The sequence below is a fragment of the Microbacterium longlingense genome (assembly GCF_058349825.2).
This window is the reverse complement of sequence record NZ_JBYRJA020000007.1, coordinates 67,090-83,555: the sequence shown is the minus strand read 5'-3', so window position 1 is coordinate 83,555 and position 16,466 is coordinate 67,090. Positions and strand designations below refer to the sequence as shown.

The following is a 16,466-nucleotide window of genomic DNA, read 5'->3' as shown; positions in this document are numbered from 1 at the left end:
CTCAGCATATCTTTGGCGTGACTAGAACTCTGTTCTAGTAATCCGACAGCGGACCGAACCCGTTCGCGTCGTCCGCACCGAGAGAGGACCACCTGTGCCAGCATCCGCTTCCCGACGCGTTGCCGCCGTCGGCGCATCCGTCGCGCTCGCCGCGCTGATCTCGGGGTGCGCCGCCGCCGCTCCGAAGACCGACACCGCCGCTCCGGCCGCCGCGGGGGAGACCCGTACGATCACGAGCGAGACCGGCGAGGCGACGATTCCGGCCGACCCGCAGATGGTCGTCGCGCTGGACGAGCCCGCCGCGCTCAACCTGCTGAGCATCGGCATCACACCCCAGGTGGTGTTCGACTCCTGGCGCACCACCATCCCCCGCGCGATCCTCGAGGGCGAGGGGATCGAGATCGTCTCGACCACGTCGTTCTATCCCGAGCTGGAGGAGGTCGCTGCCCTCGAACCGGACCTCATCGTGGCCACGTCGGCCGAGGGCTTCAGTATGGCCGCACCGGACTACTCCTCGGTCGCCCCCACGATCGGTGCGCTGTACACCGCCCCCGGCCAGGAGATCATCGCGGCCTATGGCGAGTACTTCGATCGGGCCGACCAGGCAGCGCAGGTGGCGGCCGCTCTCGACGCGCTCACCGCCGAGAACGCCGCGGCCCAGGGTGACGCGCCCCAGGCGCTGTCCGTGCTGATGTCGTGGGCGCAGGACAACATGCCCCTGTACATGGACGCCGCGAACTCGCTGCACGCCGCGATCGCCGACTCCGGGTTCAGCGGTCCGGCGCTTCAGGACCAGGTTCCGGCCGAGGGCAGTGCGTTCGGCGGCTGGACGCCGTTCTCCCCGGAGCAGCTGCCCGATCACGACGCAGACGTCCTCGCCGTGGCCGTGGCGGCGCAGTACAACCTGGAGGGCATCACCGGTCTGCCGCTGTACGCCTCGCTCGGTGCGGTGCAGGCCGGGCACTCCGTGGTCGTCGACGGCGACCTCTGGAGCGGCGGCAGCGCCTTCTACACCTACTGGGTGCTGCGCGACCTCGCCGGGTTCGCCGCCGGATCCGGCGCGCCGGGCACCGCGGCAGACGCCGATGCGCGGTGGTCCGACTTCCGCGCGGCCATCGGGGGCTGACGCATGACCGATCACGCACCCGCGCAGAGCGACACCGGGCAGCGGGTGACCTTCTTCCAGCTCGCGGCGCCCGTGCGCGGGCGCGTGATCGTGGCCGGTGTGCTCTCCGCGCTCGGAGCGATCGCCGGCATCGCGCCGGTGCTCCTGGCGATCGAGCTCGCCCGCACGCTGTCCCCGGCGCTGGGCGGTGACGAGACCGACGGTGCGCGGGCGTTCATGGTCCTGTGCTGGCTCATGGCGAGCATCATCGCGGCCCAGGCGCTGAGCACAGCCGGGTACAGCATCAGCCACATCGCGGACGCGCGGTTCGCCGAGCACCTGCGCCAGCGCCAGATCACCCAGTCGCTGCGCCTGCGTCTGGACTGGTTCTCGCGGGCGGGATCCGGCCGCATCAAGAAGGTGGTGCAGGACGACGTGTCCAAGGTGCACCAGCTCATCGCGCACGTCGTGCCCGACACCGCCAACGGCGTCGTGCGACCGATCGCGAGCCTCGTCGTGCTGTTCGCGCTCGACTGGCGGATCGGCCTGATCGCGCTTATCCCGCTCGTGTGCGCTGTCGCGAGCATGCCGCTGATGATGAAGGACCTCACCCAGCGTTTCGAGCAGTACAACGGCGCCCTCGCCGACCTCAACGCGGCCGTCGTCGAGTTCGTGCGAGGCATCGCGCCGATCAAGGTCTTCGAGGCGTCCGCGCGCGGGCCGCGCCGATTTCAGGACGCCGCGGCCCGCCACCACCGCTGCTACAGCGAGTGGATGGAGCAGACCGTCTACGGATCAGCCCTCATCATGGCGTTCACGGCGCCCGCGTTCGCGATCGTCGCCTCTGCGGTCGGCACCGCCCTGCTGGTGGTCTTCGCCGGTCTTGATCCGATCCTGCTGCTGCCCTCGGTGCTGCTGGCCGCCAACATCGCCGGCCCGCTGTACCTGCTGGCTCAGATGCGGCAGTTCCTGCGCGAGGCCACGGGCGCAGCGCAGAGCATCGCGGACTTCTTCGCCATTCCCGCCGCCCCCGCCGGCGACCCCGCCCTGCTCCCCTCCGGGGAGCGCGTCGAGATCGATCGCGTCGGTTTCGCCTACGCCGACGGTCCGCAGGCCCTGCAGGATGTCACGGCGGCGCTGGAGCCGGGCACGGTGACGGCCCTGGTCGGACCATCCGGCTCCGGCAAGTCGACGCTGGCAGCCCTGGTGCCCCGCCTCCTCGACCCGGATGAGGGCACCCTCCGACTGGGCGGCGCCGACACGAGCGACCTCACCGCGCAGCAGCTCTACCGGAGTGTGGCGTTCGTCTTCCAGCAGCCCTATCTGATGCGCATGTCCGTGCGCGACAACATCCGCCTGGCCAGACCGGACGCCGACGACGGCGAGGTGGTGGATGCCGCGGTCGCCGCGCAGATCCACGAGCGGATCCTGCACCTGCCGCACGGGTACGACACGATCGTTGGCGATGAGGCACGGCTGTCCGGCGGGGAACGGCAGCGGCTGTCGATCGCGCGCGCCGTGCTCATGGACGCGCCGCTGCTCGTGCTCGACGAGGCGACCGCGTTCGCCGACCCGGACTCCGAGGCCGCGATCCAGCAGGCGCTCGCCGCCCTGATGCGGGGGCGCACCCTGCTGGTGGTCGCGCACCGGCTGCACACGATCATCGGCGCGGATCAGATCCTCGTGCTCGATGGCGGGCGCATCGTCGAGCGGGGCACGCATGACGCGCTGCAGGGCACAGCCGGGCTCTACGCACGGATGTGGAACGCCTACCAGCACGGCCGGGAGCACGCACCCGTCGTGCAGGAGCGGACCGAGGCGGACCCGGCAGGACCGGCCGCAGAACGAGGAGAGGCACGATGATCCGACTGCTGTTCCGGTTCGCCGACGGCCCGGCCCGGCGGCGCCTGGGGGCGTACCTCGTGGTGGCGGTCGCGGCCGCCCTGTGCGTCGCCGCGCTGCTGCTGTCGTTGATCCCGCTCTCGCGGGCGCTGTTCTCCGGCGAGCCGGCCGATGCCCTGCCGGTGCTGTGGTGGGTGGCGGGCTTCGGGGCCGCTGCCGTGGCGCTGGAGATGACGGGGACCGTGCTCGGTCAGCGCGCCGGGGCCACCCTGATCCTGCGGATGCACGAGGTGATCGGCGAGCGCATCATGCGGCTGCCGCTCGGCTGGTTCGATACCGAGCGCGCCGGAGCGATCAGCCACCTCACCGCCCGCGGCGTGACCTTCGCGGCCAACGCCCCGGAGTCCATCCTGCGCGCCGTTCTCCAGGCCGTCGTCGCCCCGCTCGTGGTGGGCGCTGCGGTGCTCCTGGTCGACCCGGTGGTCGGCGCCGCGATGCTGGCGGGCGTGGTGCTGGTCGTTGCCGTGTGGACGATCACCCGGGTGCGCGGTCAGCGTCTGGAACGACATGTCGACGAGATGAACCACGAGGGCGCCGCTCGTGTGCTGGAGTTCGCCGCGGCGCAGCCGGCGGTACGGGCGGCGGGGCCGGACTCGCTGGCAGAGCGGGCCGTGCGCAGCGTGATCGGGCAGCAGCGGACGGCCGCGGAGCGCGCGCTGGCCGCGCGGGGCCGGGGGATGGCGGTCTACGGCTTCCTCACCTACGCGGTGATGTTCGCGGTGATCGCGATCGCCGTGGCGCGGGTGACGGCGGGCGTCCTCGATGCGCCGACCTTCATCGCGCTGCTCATGCTGCAGATCGTCACCACCTGGTTCGCGATGCACGGGCTGCCCTTCGGCGAGGGCCTGGACATGGCGCTGCGCACGCTGCGCGAGATCGACCGCCTGATCACAGAGCCGCTGCTGTCCGAGCCGGAAACGCCGGTGGAGCCGGCGGATGCCTCGGTCGAGTTCGATGACGTCGCCTTCTCCTACGTCCCCGGGGCGCCCGTCGTGCGCGGCGCGTCGTTCCGCGTCGAGCCGGGCACCATGACGGCGATCGTCGGTCCCTCCGGGTCCGGCAAGACGACGCTCGCCCGCCTCATCGCGCGGTTCTTCGACGTCGACGCCGGGGCGATCCGGATCGGCGGGAAGGACGTGCGCGAGATCGGCACAGCCGGCGTGCTCTCCCGCGTCTCTGTGGTGTTCCAGGACGTCTACCTGTTCGAGGACACGCTGCGCGAGAACATCCGGCTCGGACGAGCGGATGCCGGGGACGATGCGGTGGCCGATGCGGCCAGCCGTGCCGGGGTGACCGAGATCGCCGAGCGGCTGCCGCAGGGATTCGACACCCCGATCGGCGAGAGCGGCGGCACCCTGTCCGGCGGCGAGCGCCAGCGCGTCTCGATCGCGCGCGCCCTGCTCAAGGACGCCCCGATCGTGCTGCTCGATGAGGCGACGGCAGCACTCGACATCGAGAGCGAGGCGCTCATCCAGCGCGGCCTGGCGGAGCTCACCGGCTCGAAGACCCTGATCGTGATCGCGCACCGGCTGCAGACCATCCGGCAGGCCGATCAGATCGTCGTGCTCGACGGGCACGGCGCCGTCGAGGCGGTGGGCGATCATGAGACCCTTCTCGGGACGAGCCCGACCTACGCCGGGTTCTGGGCGGAGCGCAGCGGGTCGCTCCGCTGGCGGATCGATGCGGGCTGAGGCCGGGTCGCGCGCCGTCGCCCCGGGCATCGATGCGGAGATGGGCACGGGGCCACGGAGCGAACGGGCCCGGCCGCCGCGGTCGGCGGAGCGCCTGGGCGGTCCGGGGGGACGCCTGGCGCTGCTCAGCGGCGGGGTGCTGCTGACGGCAGTGATGGCCGTGCTGAGCCTGTTCGTCGGGGCGGGGGACGCGCCGCCGGGGCAGATCCTCGATGTGCTGCGGGGCGGCGATGGCGCCGGGCACGACGCGGTCGCCACGATCGTCTTCGAGATGCGCCTGCCCCGGGCGCTCACCGCGCTGCTGGTCGGCGCCGCGCTGGGCGTGGCGGGTGCGGTGATGCAGGCGCTCCTCGGCAACCCGCTCGCCGATCCGGGGATCCTGGGGGTCAATGCGGGCGCCGGACTCGCCGTCGTCATCGCGGTCGGCGTGATCGGTGTGGTGGGTTTCGAGGGATACGTGGGCTTCGCCCTCGCCGGTGCGCTCCTGGTCTCGATGCTCGTCTACGCGCTGTCCCTCACGGTGGGGAAGGGGTCCCCGTTCACGATCCTGCTCGCCGGGGTCGCGATCTCCGCGGTGCTCCTGGGCATCTCCACCGCGCTCGCCGTGCTCGACCCCGGGCGGTTCAATGTGCTCCGCGGCTGGATGTCCGGCACGGTCGCCGGCCGTGACCTCACCACCATCACGCAGGGCGCCGTCGTCATCGCCGCCGGAGGCGTCGTAGTGGTGTTCATCGCCCGCCAGCTCGCCCAGCTCGTCCTCGGGGACGAGGCGGCCCGCGGCCTGGGCGTGCCCGTGGGCCTGACCCGCCTGGGCGCGGCGATCGCCGTCATGCTGCTCGCGGGAGGCGCCACGGCGCTCGCCGGCCCCATCCTGTTCGTCGGGCTCATGGTGCCGCACGTCGCGCGGGCGCTCGTGGGTCCGCGGACCGGCTGGGCGCTCGGCTTCAGCGCGGTCGCCGGAGCCCTGCTGCTGCTGATCGCCGACATGATCGGCCGCGTGCTGATCCCGCCGGGGGAGGCCCCGGCGGGCCTGGTCACGGCACTGATCGGCGCACCGGTGCTCGCGCTCCTCGCGCGAGGCGGACGAGAGCCGGAGGATCGCTGATGCCGGCGATCCTTGGAGCGAACCGCGGGGCGGTCTCCGCCGCGCACGTGGAGCTCGGTCGGTGGCGGCGCACCCTGCGCATCACCGGTCTGTCCGCCGTGGTCAACACACGCGTGCTCCTGCTGGTCCTGGTGGCCGTTCTGGGGGGAGCGGCGACCTTCCTCCTCGGCGCAGCGCTCGGCGCATACGGTGTTCCGCTGGGCGAGGTCTGGGCGATCCTCGGCGGTGCCGATACCGGCTTCTCGGCGACGGTCGTGCTGGAATGGCGCCTGCCGCGTGCCGTGGCAGGACTCGTCTTCGGGGCCGCGCTCGGCGTCTCGGGGGCGATCTTCCAATCGCTCACCCGCAACCCGCTCGGCAGCCCCGATGTCATCGGCCTGGGCGCCGGAGCCTTCACCGGTGCCCTGGTGGCGCTGCAGTGGGGAGAGCACCCGCTGGCCGTCGTCGGCCTGGCGCTCGTGGGCGGTCTGGGAGCGGCCGCCGTCGTCTACCTGCTCGCCTACCGCCGCGGACTGTCCGGCATGCGTTTCGTCGTGGTGGGCATCGCGGTCTCCGCTGCGCTGACCGCGGTCAACACGATCCTGCTGCTGCGCATGTCGACGTCGGTGGCCACCACCGCGAGCATCTGGGGGCAGGGCACGCTCGCCGACGTGCGGTGGGCTCAGATCGTCCCGGTATCGCTGGGGGTGATCGCGCTTCTCGTCGCCGCCGGCATGCTCGCGCCCGCCCTGCACCAGCTCGAGCTGGGCGACGTCATCGCCGGCACGACGGGTCTGGCGGTCGAGCGCGGCAGGATCGCGCTGCTCGTCGTCGGCGTGCTGCTGACCGCTGTTGTCACGAGCATCACCGGGCCCATCGCGTTCGTGGCGCTCGTCGCTCCGCAGCTCGCGCGCATCCTGGCCGGGTCCGCCGGCGCGACCCTCACCGGCGCCGCAGCAACCGGCGCACTGCTGCTGGCCGTCTCCGACATCACCGCGGCGCACCTCTTCCCCGTCTCCGTTCCGGCGGGTGTCGTCACCGCTGTGCTGGGCGGCGCCTATCTGCTCTGGCTCATCCTCCGGGAGGCATCGCGGCGATGATCGCACTCGAATCGGTGACACTCGGATACGGTCGCGCCCCGGTCGCACGGGGCCTCGACCTCACGATCCCGACCGGATCGGTCACGATGATCGTCGGCCCCAACGGGTGCGGCAAGTCGACGGCGCTGAAGGCGCTCGCGCGCCAGCTCCCGCCGCGTGCCGGGCGCGTCATCCTCGACGGCGCAGACATCCGCGGGCTGAGCACCCGCGAACTCGCGGCGCGGCTCGGGCTGCTCGCTCAGCACGCCCGGGTGCCGGACGGCATCCGGGTGGCCGAGCTCGTCGCCCGCGGACGCTACCCCCACCAGCGCCTCCTGCAACGCTGGTCGGCGCTCGACGAGGCGGCCGTGGCGGACGCGATGGCGATCACCGAGGTCACCGAGCTGTCTGCGCTCCCGGTCGACCGCCTGTCCGGCGGCCAGAGACAGCGGGTGTGGATCGCGATGGTCCTCGCCCAGCAGACCCCGGTGCTCCTGCTCGACGAGCCGACGACGTTCCTCGACCTGGCCCACCAGCTCGACGTCCTGGAACTGTGTCGCACCCTGGTCGCTGAGCGGGAGCGCACCGTCGTGGCGGTCATCCACGATCTGTCTCAGGCGGTGCGCTATGCCACCCACCTCATCGCGATGCGCGACGGTGCCGTGCTCGCCGCGGGCGCACCGGCCGACGTCGTGACGCCGGAGCTCGTGCGCGCGGTCTTCGACGTCGAGGCCGCCGTGACCCACGACCGCGAATCGGGGCTGCCGGTCGTCGTGCCGCTGCGCACCCTGCGCGCGCGAACGGCAGGAGCGGACCGATGACGGCAGCGATCTCCCGGCGCGGCCTGCTGCGCGCCGGCGGCATCGGCGCGCTCGGTCTGGCGGGCATCGGCGCGGTGTCGGCCTGCGGTTCGGGGGAACCCTCCGACATCCTCGCCACGGACCCGGAGGTGGCCGCCGCCGAGGAGCGCCGGCCGCGCAGCGGCGCCGTCGTACGCCAGCGTCTGATCGCCGAGAGCGGGCTGGTTCCGTTCCCGTCTGGCCGGATGACCGGCACCTGGGGGTACTCGGCGGACGCCGCGCTCGCCGCGTGCGGTCCGGTGCTGCGCGCGTCGCGCGGCGACCGCCTCACGGTGCAGGTCGAGAACCGCCTTCCCGAGGAGACCTCCGTGCACTGGCACGGCCTGCGCATCCGCAACGACATGGACGGCGCGCCGCCGGACACCCAGCGTCCGATCGCCTCCGGCGACACGTTCGCCTATGACTTCGTGCTGCCCGACCACGGCACCTACTGGTATCACTCCCACACCGGCCTGCAGGCCGACCGGAGCATGTTCGGGGCCATCGTCGTCGAGGACCCGGACGACCGCAGCGGCGCCGACGTCGACGTCGTCCTGGTGCTCGACGACTGGCTGCTCGACGTCACGACCCCGGCCGAGGTGCTCGCCGCGCTCGGCGGCACCGGCGAGGGTCACAGCCACCGGCACGGCGGGGAGAGCGCAGCGCCCGCCCATCCCGGGAGCGTCGCGGCGTCGCTCGTGTCGCAGGGGATGGGCTCCTCCGCGCTGCTGGGCGGGCCGGTGCAGCACATCTCCTATCCGGTGCATCTGGTCAACGGTCGTCCCCCCGAGGATCCGGAGCGCATCGAGGTCGTGGCGGGGTCGCTGGTGCGCCTGCGGGTGGTGAACGCGGCAGCAGAGACGCCCTACCGGGTCGCCCTCGCCGGTCATCGGGTCACCGTGATCGCGACAGACGGCTTCGACGCGGAGCCCTGCGCGGCGGACGCGGTGCTCATCGCCCCCGCGCAGCGCGTCGATCTCCTGGTCGACCTGGCCTCCGGTGCGTGGCCCTTCGTCGCCCGCGCGGAAGGGGGCACGGGCGGGGCAGCGCTCGCCGTGATCGCGAGCGCAGATGCCGTCGGCGCGACGCCGAGCGGTGCCGCGGCGACCCGCATCCCCGAGCTCGACCGGCACATCGTGACGGACGCCGACCTGCGGCCCGCCGCTGCGGCGATGCTCGACGAGCGCGAGCCGGACGACGTGTGGCGGCTCGAGCTCATGCAGGTGCCCGGCGCCTATGTCTGGGGCATCGCCGGGGAGAGCGCCGCGGCGATGCGGCCCAGGGTCGGTGAGCGCATCCGCATCGAGATGACCAACGCCACCGCCATGTGGCACCCGATGCACCTGCACGGCCACACCTTCGCCTCGCGCGGTCACGGCGGCCTGCGCCGCGACACCGAGGTCGTGCTCCCCGGCCAGACCGCCGTGCTCGACTTCGACGCGGACAACCCCGGCCGGTGGATGATCCACTGCCACAACGCCTACCACTTCGCCGCGGGCATGACCGCGCCGATCCGATACGTCCGCTGAAGAACACCGACCATCCGGAAGGAACCCCCATGTCCCACCGCCCTCCTCTCGCCGCAGCGCTCGTGGCACCGCTCCTCGCCCTCGCTCTCGCCGGATGCGGATCACCCGGCACCGAGCACGTCGTGAGCATCGACGGACTGAGGTTCGTGCCGGCCGAGCTCGAGATCGCGGCGGGCGACACCGTGGTCTGGGACATGACCTCCGCCGGCATGCCCCACGATGTCGTCTCGGACGATGGACTTTTCGCGAGCGACATCGTCACGGAGGGCGAGTTCCGCTACACCTTCGACGAGGCCGGGGTGTTCGGCTACCACTGCACCCCGCATCCGCCGATGGTCGGGACGATCACGGTGGTCGCGCCGTGATCGCCGTCACCGACCGGAGGACCGTGCCGGATCTGCGGGCACGAGCGTGAGCGCCACCGGATCCGCCGCTGCCGCCGTGGCATCACCGCGCGGAGAGCGGCCGCAGATCCCGCTCCTGCTCGCGACCGTCTTTCTGGCCTACCTCGGCCAGATGACGTTGAACCCGATCATCGCCCCGCTCGCGCGCGACGTGGGCCTGGGCGCGTGGCAGATCGGGGTGACGATCAGCGTCGCGGCGGCCATGGTCGTCCTCAGCAGCCAGTTCTGGGGGCGGCGGTCGCAGTCGTGGGGGCGCAAGCGCGTGCTGACGCTGGCGCTGGGGATCGCGGTCGTGGTCATGACGCTGTTCGCGCTCGTCGCGGCCGCCGGCATGCGCGGTGCGCTCTCCGGCGGCGTGCTGTTCGCGCTGTTCGTGCTGCTGCGCGGCGTCGGGTTCGGCGCGGCGATCTCGGCGATCGCGCCCACCGCGCAGGCGTACATCGCCGATGTCACCCACGATGAGCAGACGCGCACCCGCGGGATGGCCGGCGTGGGAGCGGTGCAGGGCGTGGCGATGGTGGGCGGTGCGGTGGTGGGCGGAGCGCTGGCCGGATTCGGCCTGCTCGCCCCCATCGCCGTCGTGCCCGTGCTGCTCGCGGTGGCGCTCGTGCTGGTCGCCGTGCGACTGCGGCGTGAGCCGCGGCACACGCTCATCGCCGACCCGACGCGGGTGCGTCCCACGGACACCCGGGTCTGGCCGTTCCTGCTGGCCGGCTTCGGCATGTTCACCGCGCTGGGGTTCATGCAGGTCCTCATCGGTTTCGTCGTGCAGGACCGCCTGGGGCTGGGCAGCGAGATGACCGGTGTCGTGACCGGGGGGTCTCTGCTCGCCGCGGGCATCGGCATGGTCGTGGCCCAGGCGGTGATCGTGCCCCGCAGCGGGTGGTCGCCTGCCACGCTGCTCCGGGTCGGGACGGTCACGGCCTTCCTGGGCTTCACGCTGCTCGTCCCGGACCTCGGGCTGTGGCCCCTGCTCGTGGCGATCCTGCTGATCGGTCTCGGGCTCGGCATCGCGATGCCGGGTTACACCGCCGGGCCGACGCTCCTCATGAGCCGCGACGAGCAGGGCGGTCTTGCCGGTCTCATCGGCGCGACCAACGGCCTCACCTTCGTCGTCGCGCCGACGGCCAGCACCCTGCTCTACGGGGTGTGGCCGCCGCTGCCGATCATCGTAGGCATGGCGATCATGGGGCTCGTCGCCGCGTTCGTGCTGCTGCACCCGCGCTTCCGCCGGGCCGGGGCCGGGCAACGTCATCCTGTTTGATCCCGCCCCAAAACAGGCAAAAGGCACCGGGGCAGGCTGTTTCTGCCGAAAACAGCCTGCCCCGGTGCTGTCCGCCTGTTCTGGCGCTGCGGGCGGCTCAGCTCAGAGGCTCGCCCCCGGCGATCTGCGCGAGCGCGGCAAGGTGCCCCTCCACAGCCGCGTTGCCCGCGGGGGTGAGGGCCACCCAGGTGAGGCGTCGGGAGTCGGCGCGCGACGGGGAGCGCTCTTTGCGCAGCATCACGAGCCCGGCGTCGGCGAGAACCTTGAGATTCTTCGACAGATGGGCGTCGGTGAGGCCGAGGGTGTCGCGGATCACGGCGAACTCGAGCTCCACCATATGGCGCAGCAGACCGCAGACACGCAGCCGGATCGGCGCGTGAACGACCTCGTTGAACGCCGGTGCGGCGGTCATACCGCCGCGCCCCTGCGCAGTTCCTTGCGCAGGACGGCGTCATAGCAGCGTCCCAGCACGACCGTGGCCGCGCAGGCCGCCCCGACGGGCACGAGTGCCCACCATGCGCTCGCGCCAACGATCCGGAGGCCGAGGGCCGCGACCATCGGCACGATCAGGGCCGCGATGATCACGTACAGCAGCGCGCGCGAGCCACGGCCGATGGGTCGTGAGACCCACACGCCGTAGCGGCGGGTGTAAGTCGACATGAGCACCGGGATCGTGACGATCGCCGCCACGATGAGCGCCATCGACAGCGTCACCGGCAGGGCCTGGGCGCCGACGAGGGCGCCGGTGACAGCGCCCAGGGTCAGGTGATACCACCAGGGCGTCACGATCCGGTCGGCGAGCCGGGCGCCGTCGGCCCCCACTGTGGCGAGGGCGTCCTGCGCGGCGGACGCCGAGAGCGAGGCATCGCCGGGCCGTTCCGATTCGACGTTGCTTGCCATGACGGCAACGATAAAGGTCGCTTGCCGTTATGGCAAGCCACCTTCCGCGCCAGAACAGGCAAAAGGCACCGGGGCAGGCTGTTTCCGGCAGAAACAGCCTGCCCCGGTGCTGCCCGCCTGTTCTGGCGCTGCGGGGCGGTGGTCACCTGCGGGGCGGTGGTCACCCGCGGGGCGGTGGTCACCCGCGGGGCGGTGCAGGGAGGAGCGTCTCGATAGCGCGGACGCGGAGGTCGACGAAGGCGTCGAACATCTCGTCGTTCGTGGGGGCGGTGCCGCTGGCGGCGGCGAGCGAAAGCGGAGCGGAGACGTCTGGTCTGGCAGCGAGCCAGGCCGCCGGAACGGGCTGGGCGATCGCAGCGCGGGTGACGGGGTCGGCGGTGTCGTACCGGTAGTCGATGGTGAGGACGAAGCCGAACACGTCGACGAGGAAGGCCCCGCGCACGGCGACGGCCTGCTCGAGCGTCAGGCCGATGCCGACGAAGAAGCGCAGCATGTCCTCGGCGAGCAGGATGCGCTTCGGGGGGATCTCCCCGGCGCTCACCGTCTCGTCCATGGGGATCAGCAGCGCGCGCGGAAACCGGCGGTACGCCGTCCGTGCGCGCTGGTACGCGTCGCGCAGCGAGGTCTGCCAGTCCGCGGGATCGAGTGTGGGCTCCGGGAGCTCCTGCATCATGAGGGCCGCGACGGCGTCGACGACGTCCTGGCGGTCGCGCACGTGGTTGTAGAGCGCGCGCGGGGTGACGTCGAGCTCACGTGCCAGCCGGTGCATGGTGAGTGCAGGAAAGCCCTCGGCTCCGGCGATGTCCAAGGCTGTTCTGGCGATCAGGTCACGGTTCAGCGCGAGTCCCGCGTCACGGGCCGGCCGGCCCCGGCCGCGCGGCTTCCCCTTCGGCGCGGCGCTCATCCCCTCATCCTAGGAGCCGGACGCGCATGGCCCGACGGCGTCGGCAAATAAATACACGACTATTGATTTATTGCGCACCGATCGCTATTTTCACTCAGGTGAGCCTTACCAAACCTCCTCGCCGGCTGCCGGCCACGCTGTCGGCGGCCATCCGCGGTCATCGCGCCGGTCTTGTCACCGCAGCCTTCGCCTCGATGATCGGCGCCGCGTGCTCGCTCGCGCCGTACATCGCGGTCTACGCCGTCACCGTCGCCCTCTTCGTCGAAGACGACCCGGCGGCGATCCCCGGGATCGTGCTGTGGACCGCCGTGGCCCTTGTGGTCCGTGCGGCCGCGAACGGCATCGCCGTGCACGTCGGGCACGTCACGGCCTACCGCGCGCTTCGCGACCTGCGCCTGGCCCTCGGCGACAAACTGCAGCGGCTCCCCCTGGGCCGCGTGCAGGCGCGATCGAGCGGCGAGATGAAGAAGGTGCTGCACGATGACGTCGAACAGCTCGAGGAGGCGCTCGCCCACGGCATCCCCGATGGCGCCGCTGCGATATCGGTGCCGGTGGCGACCACGATCGTCCTGTTCGTGGTCGATGCCCGTCTCGCCCTCATCGCCCTGGTATCACTGGTGCTGCTCGTGGCGATCTCCGCCGTCGGCATGATGCTCGCGCAGCGCAACAACCGTGAGCTCGCTGCGCACGCCCTCGTCCTCAACCGCGCGGTGATGGGCTACCTGCAGGGGATCGTGCTGATCCGCAGTTACGTGCGTGCCGATGCCGATGACGACCGTGCGCGCGAGGCCGTGCGCCGCGGCGCACAGCTGCAGGACGCCGCGACATCCGGTGCGCTGCGATGGCTCGTCGCGGCGATGGGCGTGGCGACCGCGTTCACCGTGGCCCTGCTCATCCCCGGCGCGGGGATCCGGCTCATCGACGGCACGGTCGGCCTGCCGACGATGGTGCTGTTCCTCCTGCTCGGGCTGGGCTACCTGACACCCGTGATCGGCCTGGTCGGCACCCTCGCCACCATCATCGCCCGGGTGCAGCTCTCTGCGAGCGCGGTGCAGGAGATCCTCGCAGAGGACGAGCTGACCGAACCGGCCGAGCCCCGCACACCCGATCGCTTCGACATCGCCTTCGACGGTGTGGGCTTCGGATACCGCGACGGCCAGGTGGTGCTCGACGACATCGGACTGAGCATCCCCGCCGGCACCTCCCTGGCGCTGGTCGGCCGCACCGGGTCCGGCAAGTCGACCGTCGCCCGGCTGCTCGCCCGCTTCTTCGACGTCGACCGCGGCGCTGTCACGATCGGCGGGGTGGATGTGCGCGACATCCCCGCAACGGTGCTCGCCCGGACCGTGGCCTTCATCCAGCAGGACGAGTACGTCTTCGCGGGTTCCCTGCTGGACAACATCCGCATCGCGCGTCCCTCGGCCTCCGACGCCGAGGTGGAGAGCGCCGCGCGGCATGCCCAGCTCGCTGACGTGGCGGAGCACCTCCCCGAGGGCTGGCATACGTCGCTGACCGCCGGGGGAACCGAGTTGTCCGGCGGTCAGCGGCAGCGCATCGCGGTGGCCCGCGCGCTCCTGAAGGACGCCCCCGTCATCGTGCTCGACGAGGCGACCGCGGCCCTCGACGCTGCGACCGAACGCCGCACCCTCGACGCGATCGCCGCGCTCACCCGAGGCCGCACGGTGATCGCGATCGCACACCGGCTGGCCACGATCACCGGGTGCGACGCGATCGCCTTCGTCGACGAGGGCAGGATCACGGCGCAGGGCACCCACGCCGATCTGCTCGACCGGCATCGCCCCTACCGCGAGCTGTGGCAGGCGTACCTCCGATCCGACGGGTGGCGCCTGGAGGCGGCGGGCGAGCCCGGTGCCGGCCAGGATGCGCAGCGGCAGCCGGACCCGACCGGCGCGGCGCAGCGGAGCACGGACGGGCCCAGCGCCCAGGGAGGCGGGGAGGGGCCCGAGGCCATCGTGCGCACCGGTGTGGGGTCCATGGGCTTCCTCCGGCAGTGGCGCACCCTGTACGGGCACAGCTGGCGACCGCTCGTCCGCCGCGGGTTCGTGCGCCTGGTCGGGGAGTCCCTGCTGCGCGGCGCCCCCGTGATCGCCGTGCTGGTCGCGATCCTCGCCGCCGTCGGGGCGCTCCCGGGCAGGACCGGGCTGGACGCGGAGCTGGTCTGGGCGATCACCGGCGCCCTCGTCCTCGCGCTGATCGCCAGGCTCGGGGCGTCCGTGTGGGCGAACGGTCTCGTGTGGCAGCTGGCAGCGCGGTCCAAGGCGGATCTGCAGCTGTCGGTCCTGGACCGGCTGCGCCGTGTGCCGCTGGGGTTCTTCCAGCGGGTCGATCGCGGGCGGGTGGGAACCGTGGTCACGAGCGATATCCCGATGGTCGACTTCCAGAACATCCCGCAGCAGGTGTTCGCGGCGCTCGTGCAGCCGGTGTGCGCGATCATCGTGCTGTCGATCATCGACGCCAGACTCGCGCTCGCCGCGCTTGCCGGCATCCCCGTCTTCTGGGCGCTCACGGTGTGGAGCGATCGGATCTATCACCGCGTGTTCGCCGATCTGCACGCGGCCCGTCACGATGCGACCGCCGTGATGCTCGAGCAGGCGCGCGGTGCCGCCGTGCTCCGGGGAAACCCGGAATCGTCGGTCGCCCAGCGCTACGACGACGCCGTGGAGCGGCTGGCTGGGGCGAGCATCGCGATGTCGGTCAAGGCGACTCCCGCGACGACCCTCGGCTCGATCGCCGTGGAGTCGGGGCAGGTGCTCCTGATCGCGGTCGGCGCGGCCTTGTTCGCCGCAGGCTCGGTCGGCCCGGCGAGCCTCCTGGCGTTCCTCCTCCTGTCGCTCTCTCTGTACCAGCCCATTCAGGAGCTGACCGCGCTCGCCGGATACCGGCGCAGCCAGCAGCAGATCGCCGCGCGCATCGGGGAGGTCTGGGACGCTCCGGAGCTGCCGGAGCCGGCCGTCCCCGCACGGCCGCAGGGGTGTGCGGTCGAGCTGCGAGACGTGTCGTTCGGCTACGGCGACGAGGAGACGCTGCGCGGAGTATCGCTGCGTGCGGAGGAGCAGCGTGTCACCGCCCTCGTCGGTGCGTCGGGGTCGGGCAAGTCCACCATCGCGAGCGTGATCGCGCGGCTGTGGGACGTCGATGCCGGAGCGGTCGTGATCGGCGGAGCCGACGTGCGCGCGCTGGGCAGCTCCGGTGTGACGGCGGCGGTGACCACGGTCTTCCAGGACGTCTACCTCTTCGACGACACGGTGCGGGCGAATCTCGTGCTCGGGCGGCCGGATGCCACGGACGAGCAGATCGCGGCGGCTCTGCGCGCAGCGCAGTGCGACGACGTCGTGGCCGCCTTGCCGAATGGACTCGACACCGTGCTCGCGGACGGCGGGTCCGACCTCTCCGGCGGTCAGCGGCAGCGCCTCTCGATCGCCCGCGCCCTGTTGAAGGACTCCCCGGTGCTCATCCTCGACGAGGCGGTCGCCGCGGTCGACCCCGGCACCGAAGACCGGATCCAGGCCGCTCTGTCGACGCTCGCCGCCGCGCGCACCGTGATCGTCATTGCGCATCGGCTGAGCACGGTCCAGCATGCGGATCGCATCGTCGTCGTCGATCGCGGGGAGATCGCGGGCACCGGCACGCACGACGAGCTGCTGCGCGACTGCGCCCGCTACCGCGAGCTCGTGGCGGCGCAGGGGCCCGACACGCTCGCCGATCCCCTTACCGCATCACCGGATCTCGTCGAGGAGCACTGAG

General features: G+C 72.1%; 13 protein-coding genes. 10 read left to right on the top strand and 3 right to left on the bottom strand.

Annotated elements, in window-relative coordinates:
* Positions 1-94 precede the first annotated feature (94 nt).
* Genes AC3RXY_RS11465 through AC3RXY_RS11425 form a run of 9 tightly spaced genes read left to right on the top strand, consistent with a single transcriptional unit; the run spans position 95 to position 10,897 of the window.
* Positions 95-1,126 (top strand): ABC transporter substrate-binding protein, encoded by a 1,032-nt coding sequence (locus AC3RXY_RS11465; protein ID WP_491511058.1) that lies wholly within the window; start codon positions 95-97, stop codon positions 1,124-1,126.
* A gap of 3 nt (positions 1,127-1,129) precedes the next feature.
* Positions 1,130-2,968 (top strand): ABC transporter ATP-binding protein, encoded by a 1,839-nt coding sequence (locus tag AC3RXY_RS11460; RefSeq protein WP_491511057.1) that lies wholly within the window; start codon positions 1,130-1,132, stop codon positions 2,966-2,968.
* Entirely contained in the window at positions 2,965-4,698 is a 1,734-nt protein-coding gene (locus tag AC3RXY_RS11455; protein ID WP_491511056.1) for an ABC transporter ATP-binding protein, read from the top strand. The genes AC3RXY_RS11460 and AC3RXY_RS11455 overlap by 4 nt, the downstream gene beginning before the upstream one ends.
* Positions 4,688-5,803 (top strand): FecCD family ABC transporter permease, encoded by a 1,116-nt coding sequence (locus tag AC3RXY_RS11450; RefSeq protein WP_491511055.1) that lies wholly within the window; start codon positions 4,688-4,690, stop codon positions 5,801-5,803. Before AC3RXY_RS11455 ends, AC3RXY_RS11450 begins: the two co-directional genes overlap by 11 nt.
* Positions 5,803-6,882, top strand: coding sequence for a FecCD family ABC transporter permease (locus AC3RXY_RS11445; protein ID WP_491511054.1), 1,080 nt, complete (start codon positions 5,803-5,805; stop codon positions 6,880-6,882). Before AC3RXY_RS11450 ends, AC3RXY_RS11445 begins: the two co-directional genes overlap by 1 nt.
* On the top strand, positions 6,879-7,682 hold the full coding sequence (locus AC3RXY_RS11440; protein ID WP_491511053.1) for an ABC transporter ATP-binding protein: 804 nt from the start codon (positions 6,879-6,881) through the stop codon (positions 7,680-7,682). Before AC3RXY_RS11445 ends, AC3RXY_RS11440 begins: the two co-directional genes overlap by 4 nt.
* Positions 7,679-9,229, top strand: coding sequence for a multicopper oxidase family protein (locus tag AC3RXY_RS11435; protein WP_491511052.1), 1,551 nt, complete (start codon positions 7,679-7,681; stop codon positions 9,227-9,229). Before AC3RXY_RS11440 ends, AC3RXY_RS11435 begins: the two co-directional genes overlap by 4 nt.
* 29 nt (positions 9,230-9,258) lie before the next feature.
* Positions 9,259-9,594, top strand: a complete 336-nt coding sequence (locus AC3RXY_RS11430; protein ID WP_491511051.1) for a cupredoxin domain-containing protein — start codon at positions 9,259-9,261, stop codon at positions 9,592-9,594.
* A 46-nt stretch (positions 9,595-9,640) separates the two neighbouring features.
* Positions 9,641-10,897 carry an MFS transporter gene (locus AC3RXY_RS11425; protein WP_491511050.1) on the top strand — a complete coding sequence of 419 codons (1,257 nt, stop codon included), beginning with the start codon at positions 9,641-9,643 and terminating at the stop codon, positions 10,895-10,897.
* A 97-nt stretch (positions 10,898-10,994) separates the two neighbouring features.
* Here AC3RXY_RS11425 and AC3RXY_RS11420 read toward each other — a convergent pair whose 3' ends face one another.
* From AC3RXY_RS11420 to AC3RXY_RS11410, 3 genes are all read right to left on the bottom strand, one after another.
* Positions 10,995-11,309 carry a transcriptional regulator gene (locus AC3RXY_RS11420; protein WP_491511049.1) on the bottom strand — a complete coding sequence of 105 codons (315 nt, stop codon included), beginning with the start codon at positions 11,307-11,309 and terminating at the stop codon, positions 10,995-10,997.
* On the bottom strand, positions 11,306-11,797 hold the full coding sequence (locus AC3RXY_RS11415; protein ID WP_491511048.1) for a hypothetical protein: 492 nt from the start codon (positions 11,795-11,797) through the stop codon (positions 11,306-11,308). The genes AC3RXY_RS11420 and AC3RXY_RS11415 overlap by 4 nt, the downstream gene beginning before the upstream one ends.
* Positions 11,798-11,975: 178 nt before the next feature.
* Positions 11,976-12,701 (bottom strand): TetR/AcrR family transcriptional regulator, encoded by a 726-nt coding sequence (locus AC3RXY_RS11410; protein WP_491511047.1) that lies wholly within the window; start codon positions 12,699-12,701, stop codon positions 11,976-11,978.
* A gap of 98 nt (positions 12,702-12,799) precedes the next feature.
* Between AC3RXY_RS11410 and AC3RXY_RS11405 the strand changes: the two genes are divergently transcribed.
* On the top strand, positions 12,800-16,465 hold the full coding sequence (locus AC3RXY_RS11405; protein ID WP_491511046.1) for an ABC transporter ATP-binding protein: 3,666 nt from the start codon (positions 12,800-12,802) through the stop codon (positions 16,463-16,465).
* The last annotated feature ends 1 nt before the right edge of the window (position 16,466 follow it).

What these genes read in the sequence shown, in the direction of transcription:
- AC3RXY_RS11420 (WP_491511049.1), bottom strand. Translation starts at nt 11,309, where the DNA reads ATGACCGCCGCACCGGCGTTCAACGAGGTCGTTCACGCGCCGATCCGG.
- AC3RXY_RS11445 (WP_491511054.1), top strand. Translation starts at nt 5,803, where the DNA reads ATGCCGGCGATCCTTGGAGCGAACCGCGGGGCGGTCTCCGCCGCGCAC.
- AC3RXY_RS11440 (WP_491511053.1), top strand. Translation starts at nt 6,879, where the DNA reads ATGATCGCACTCGAATCGGTGACACTCGGATACGGTCGCGCCCCGGTC.
- AC3RXY_RS11450 (WP_491511055.1), top strand. Translation starts at nt 4,688, where the DNA reads ATGCGGGCTGAGGCCGGGTCGCGCGCCGTCGCCCCGGGCATCGATGCG.
- AC3RXY_RS11460 (WP_491511057.1), top strand. Translation starts at nt 1,130, where the DNA reads ATGACCGATCACGCACCCGCGCAGAGCGACACCGGGCAGCGGGTGACC.
- AC3RXY_RS11435 (WP_491511052.1), top strand. Translation starts at nt 7,679, where the DNA reads ATGACGGCAGCGATCTCCCGGCGCGGCCTGCTGCGCGCCGGCGGCATC.
- AC3RXY_RS11430 (WP_491511051.1), top strand. Translation starts at nt 9,259, where the DNA reads ATGTCCCACCGCCCTCCTCTCGCCGCAGCGCTCGTGGCACCGCTCCTC.
- AC3RXY_RS11415 (WP_491511048.1), bottom strand. Translation starts at nt 11,797, where the DNA reads ATGGCAAGCAACGTCGAATCGGAACGGCCCGGCGATGCCTCGCTCTCG.
- AC3RXY_RS11410 (WP_491511047.1), bottom strand. Translation starts at nt 12,701, where the DNA reads ATGAGCGCCGCGCCGAAGGGGAAGCCGCGCGGCCGGGGCCGGCCGGCC.
- AC3RXY_RS11455 (WP_491511056.1), top strand. Translation starts at nt 2,965, where the DNA reads ATGATCCGACTGCTGTTCCGGTTCGCCGACGGCCCGGCCCGGCGGCGC.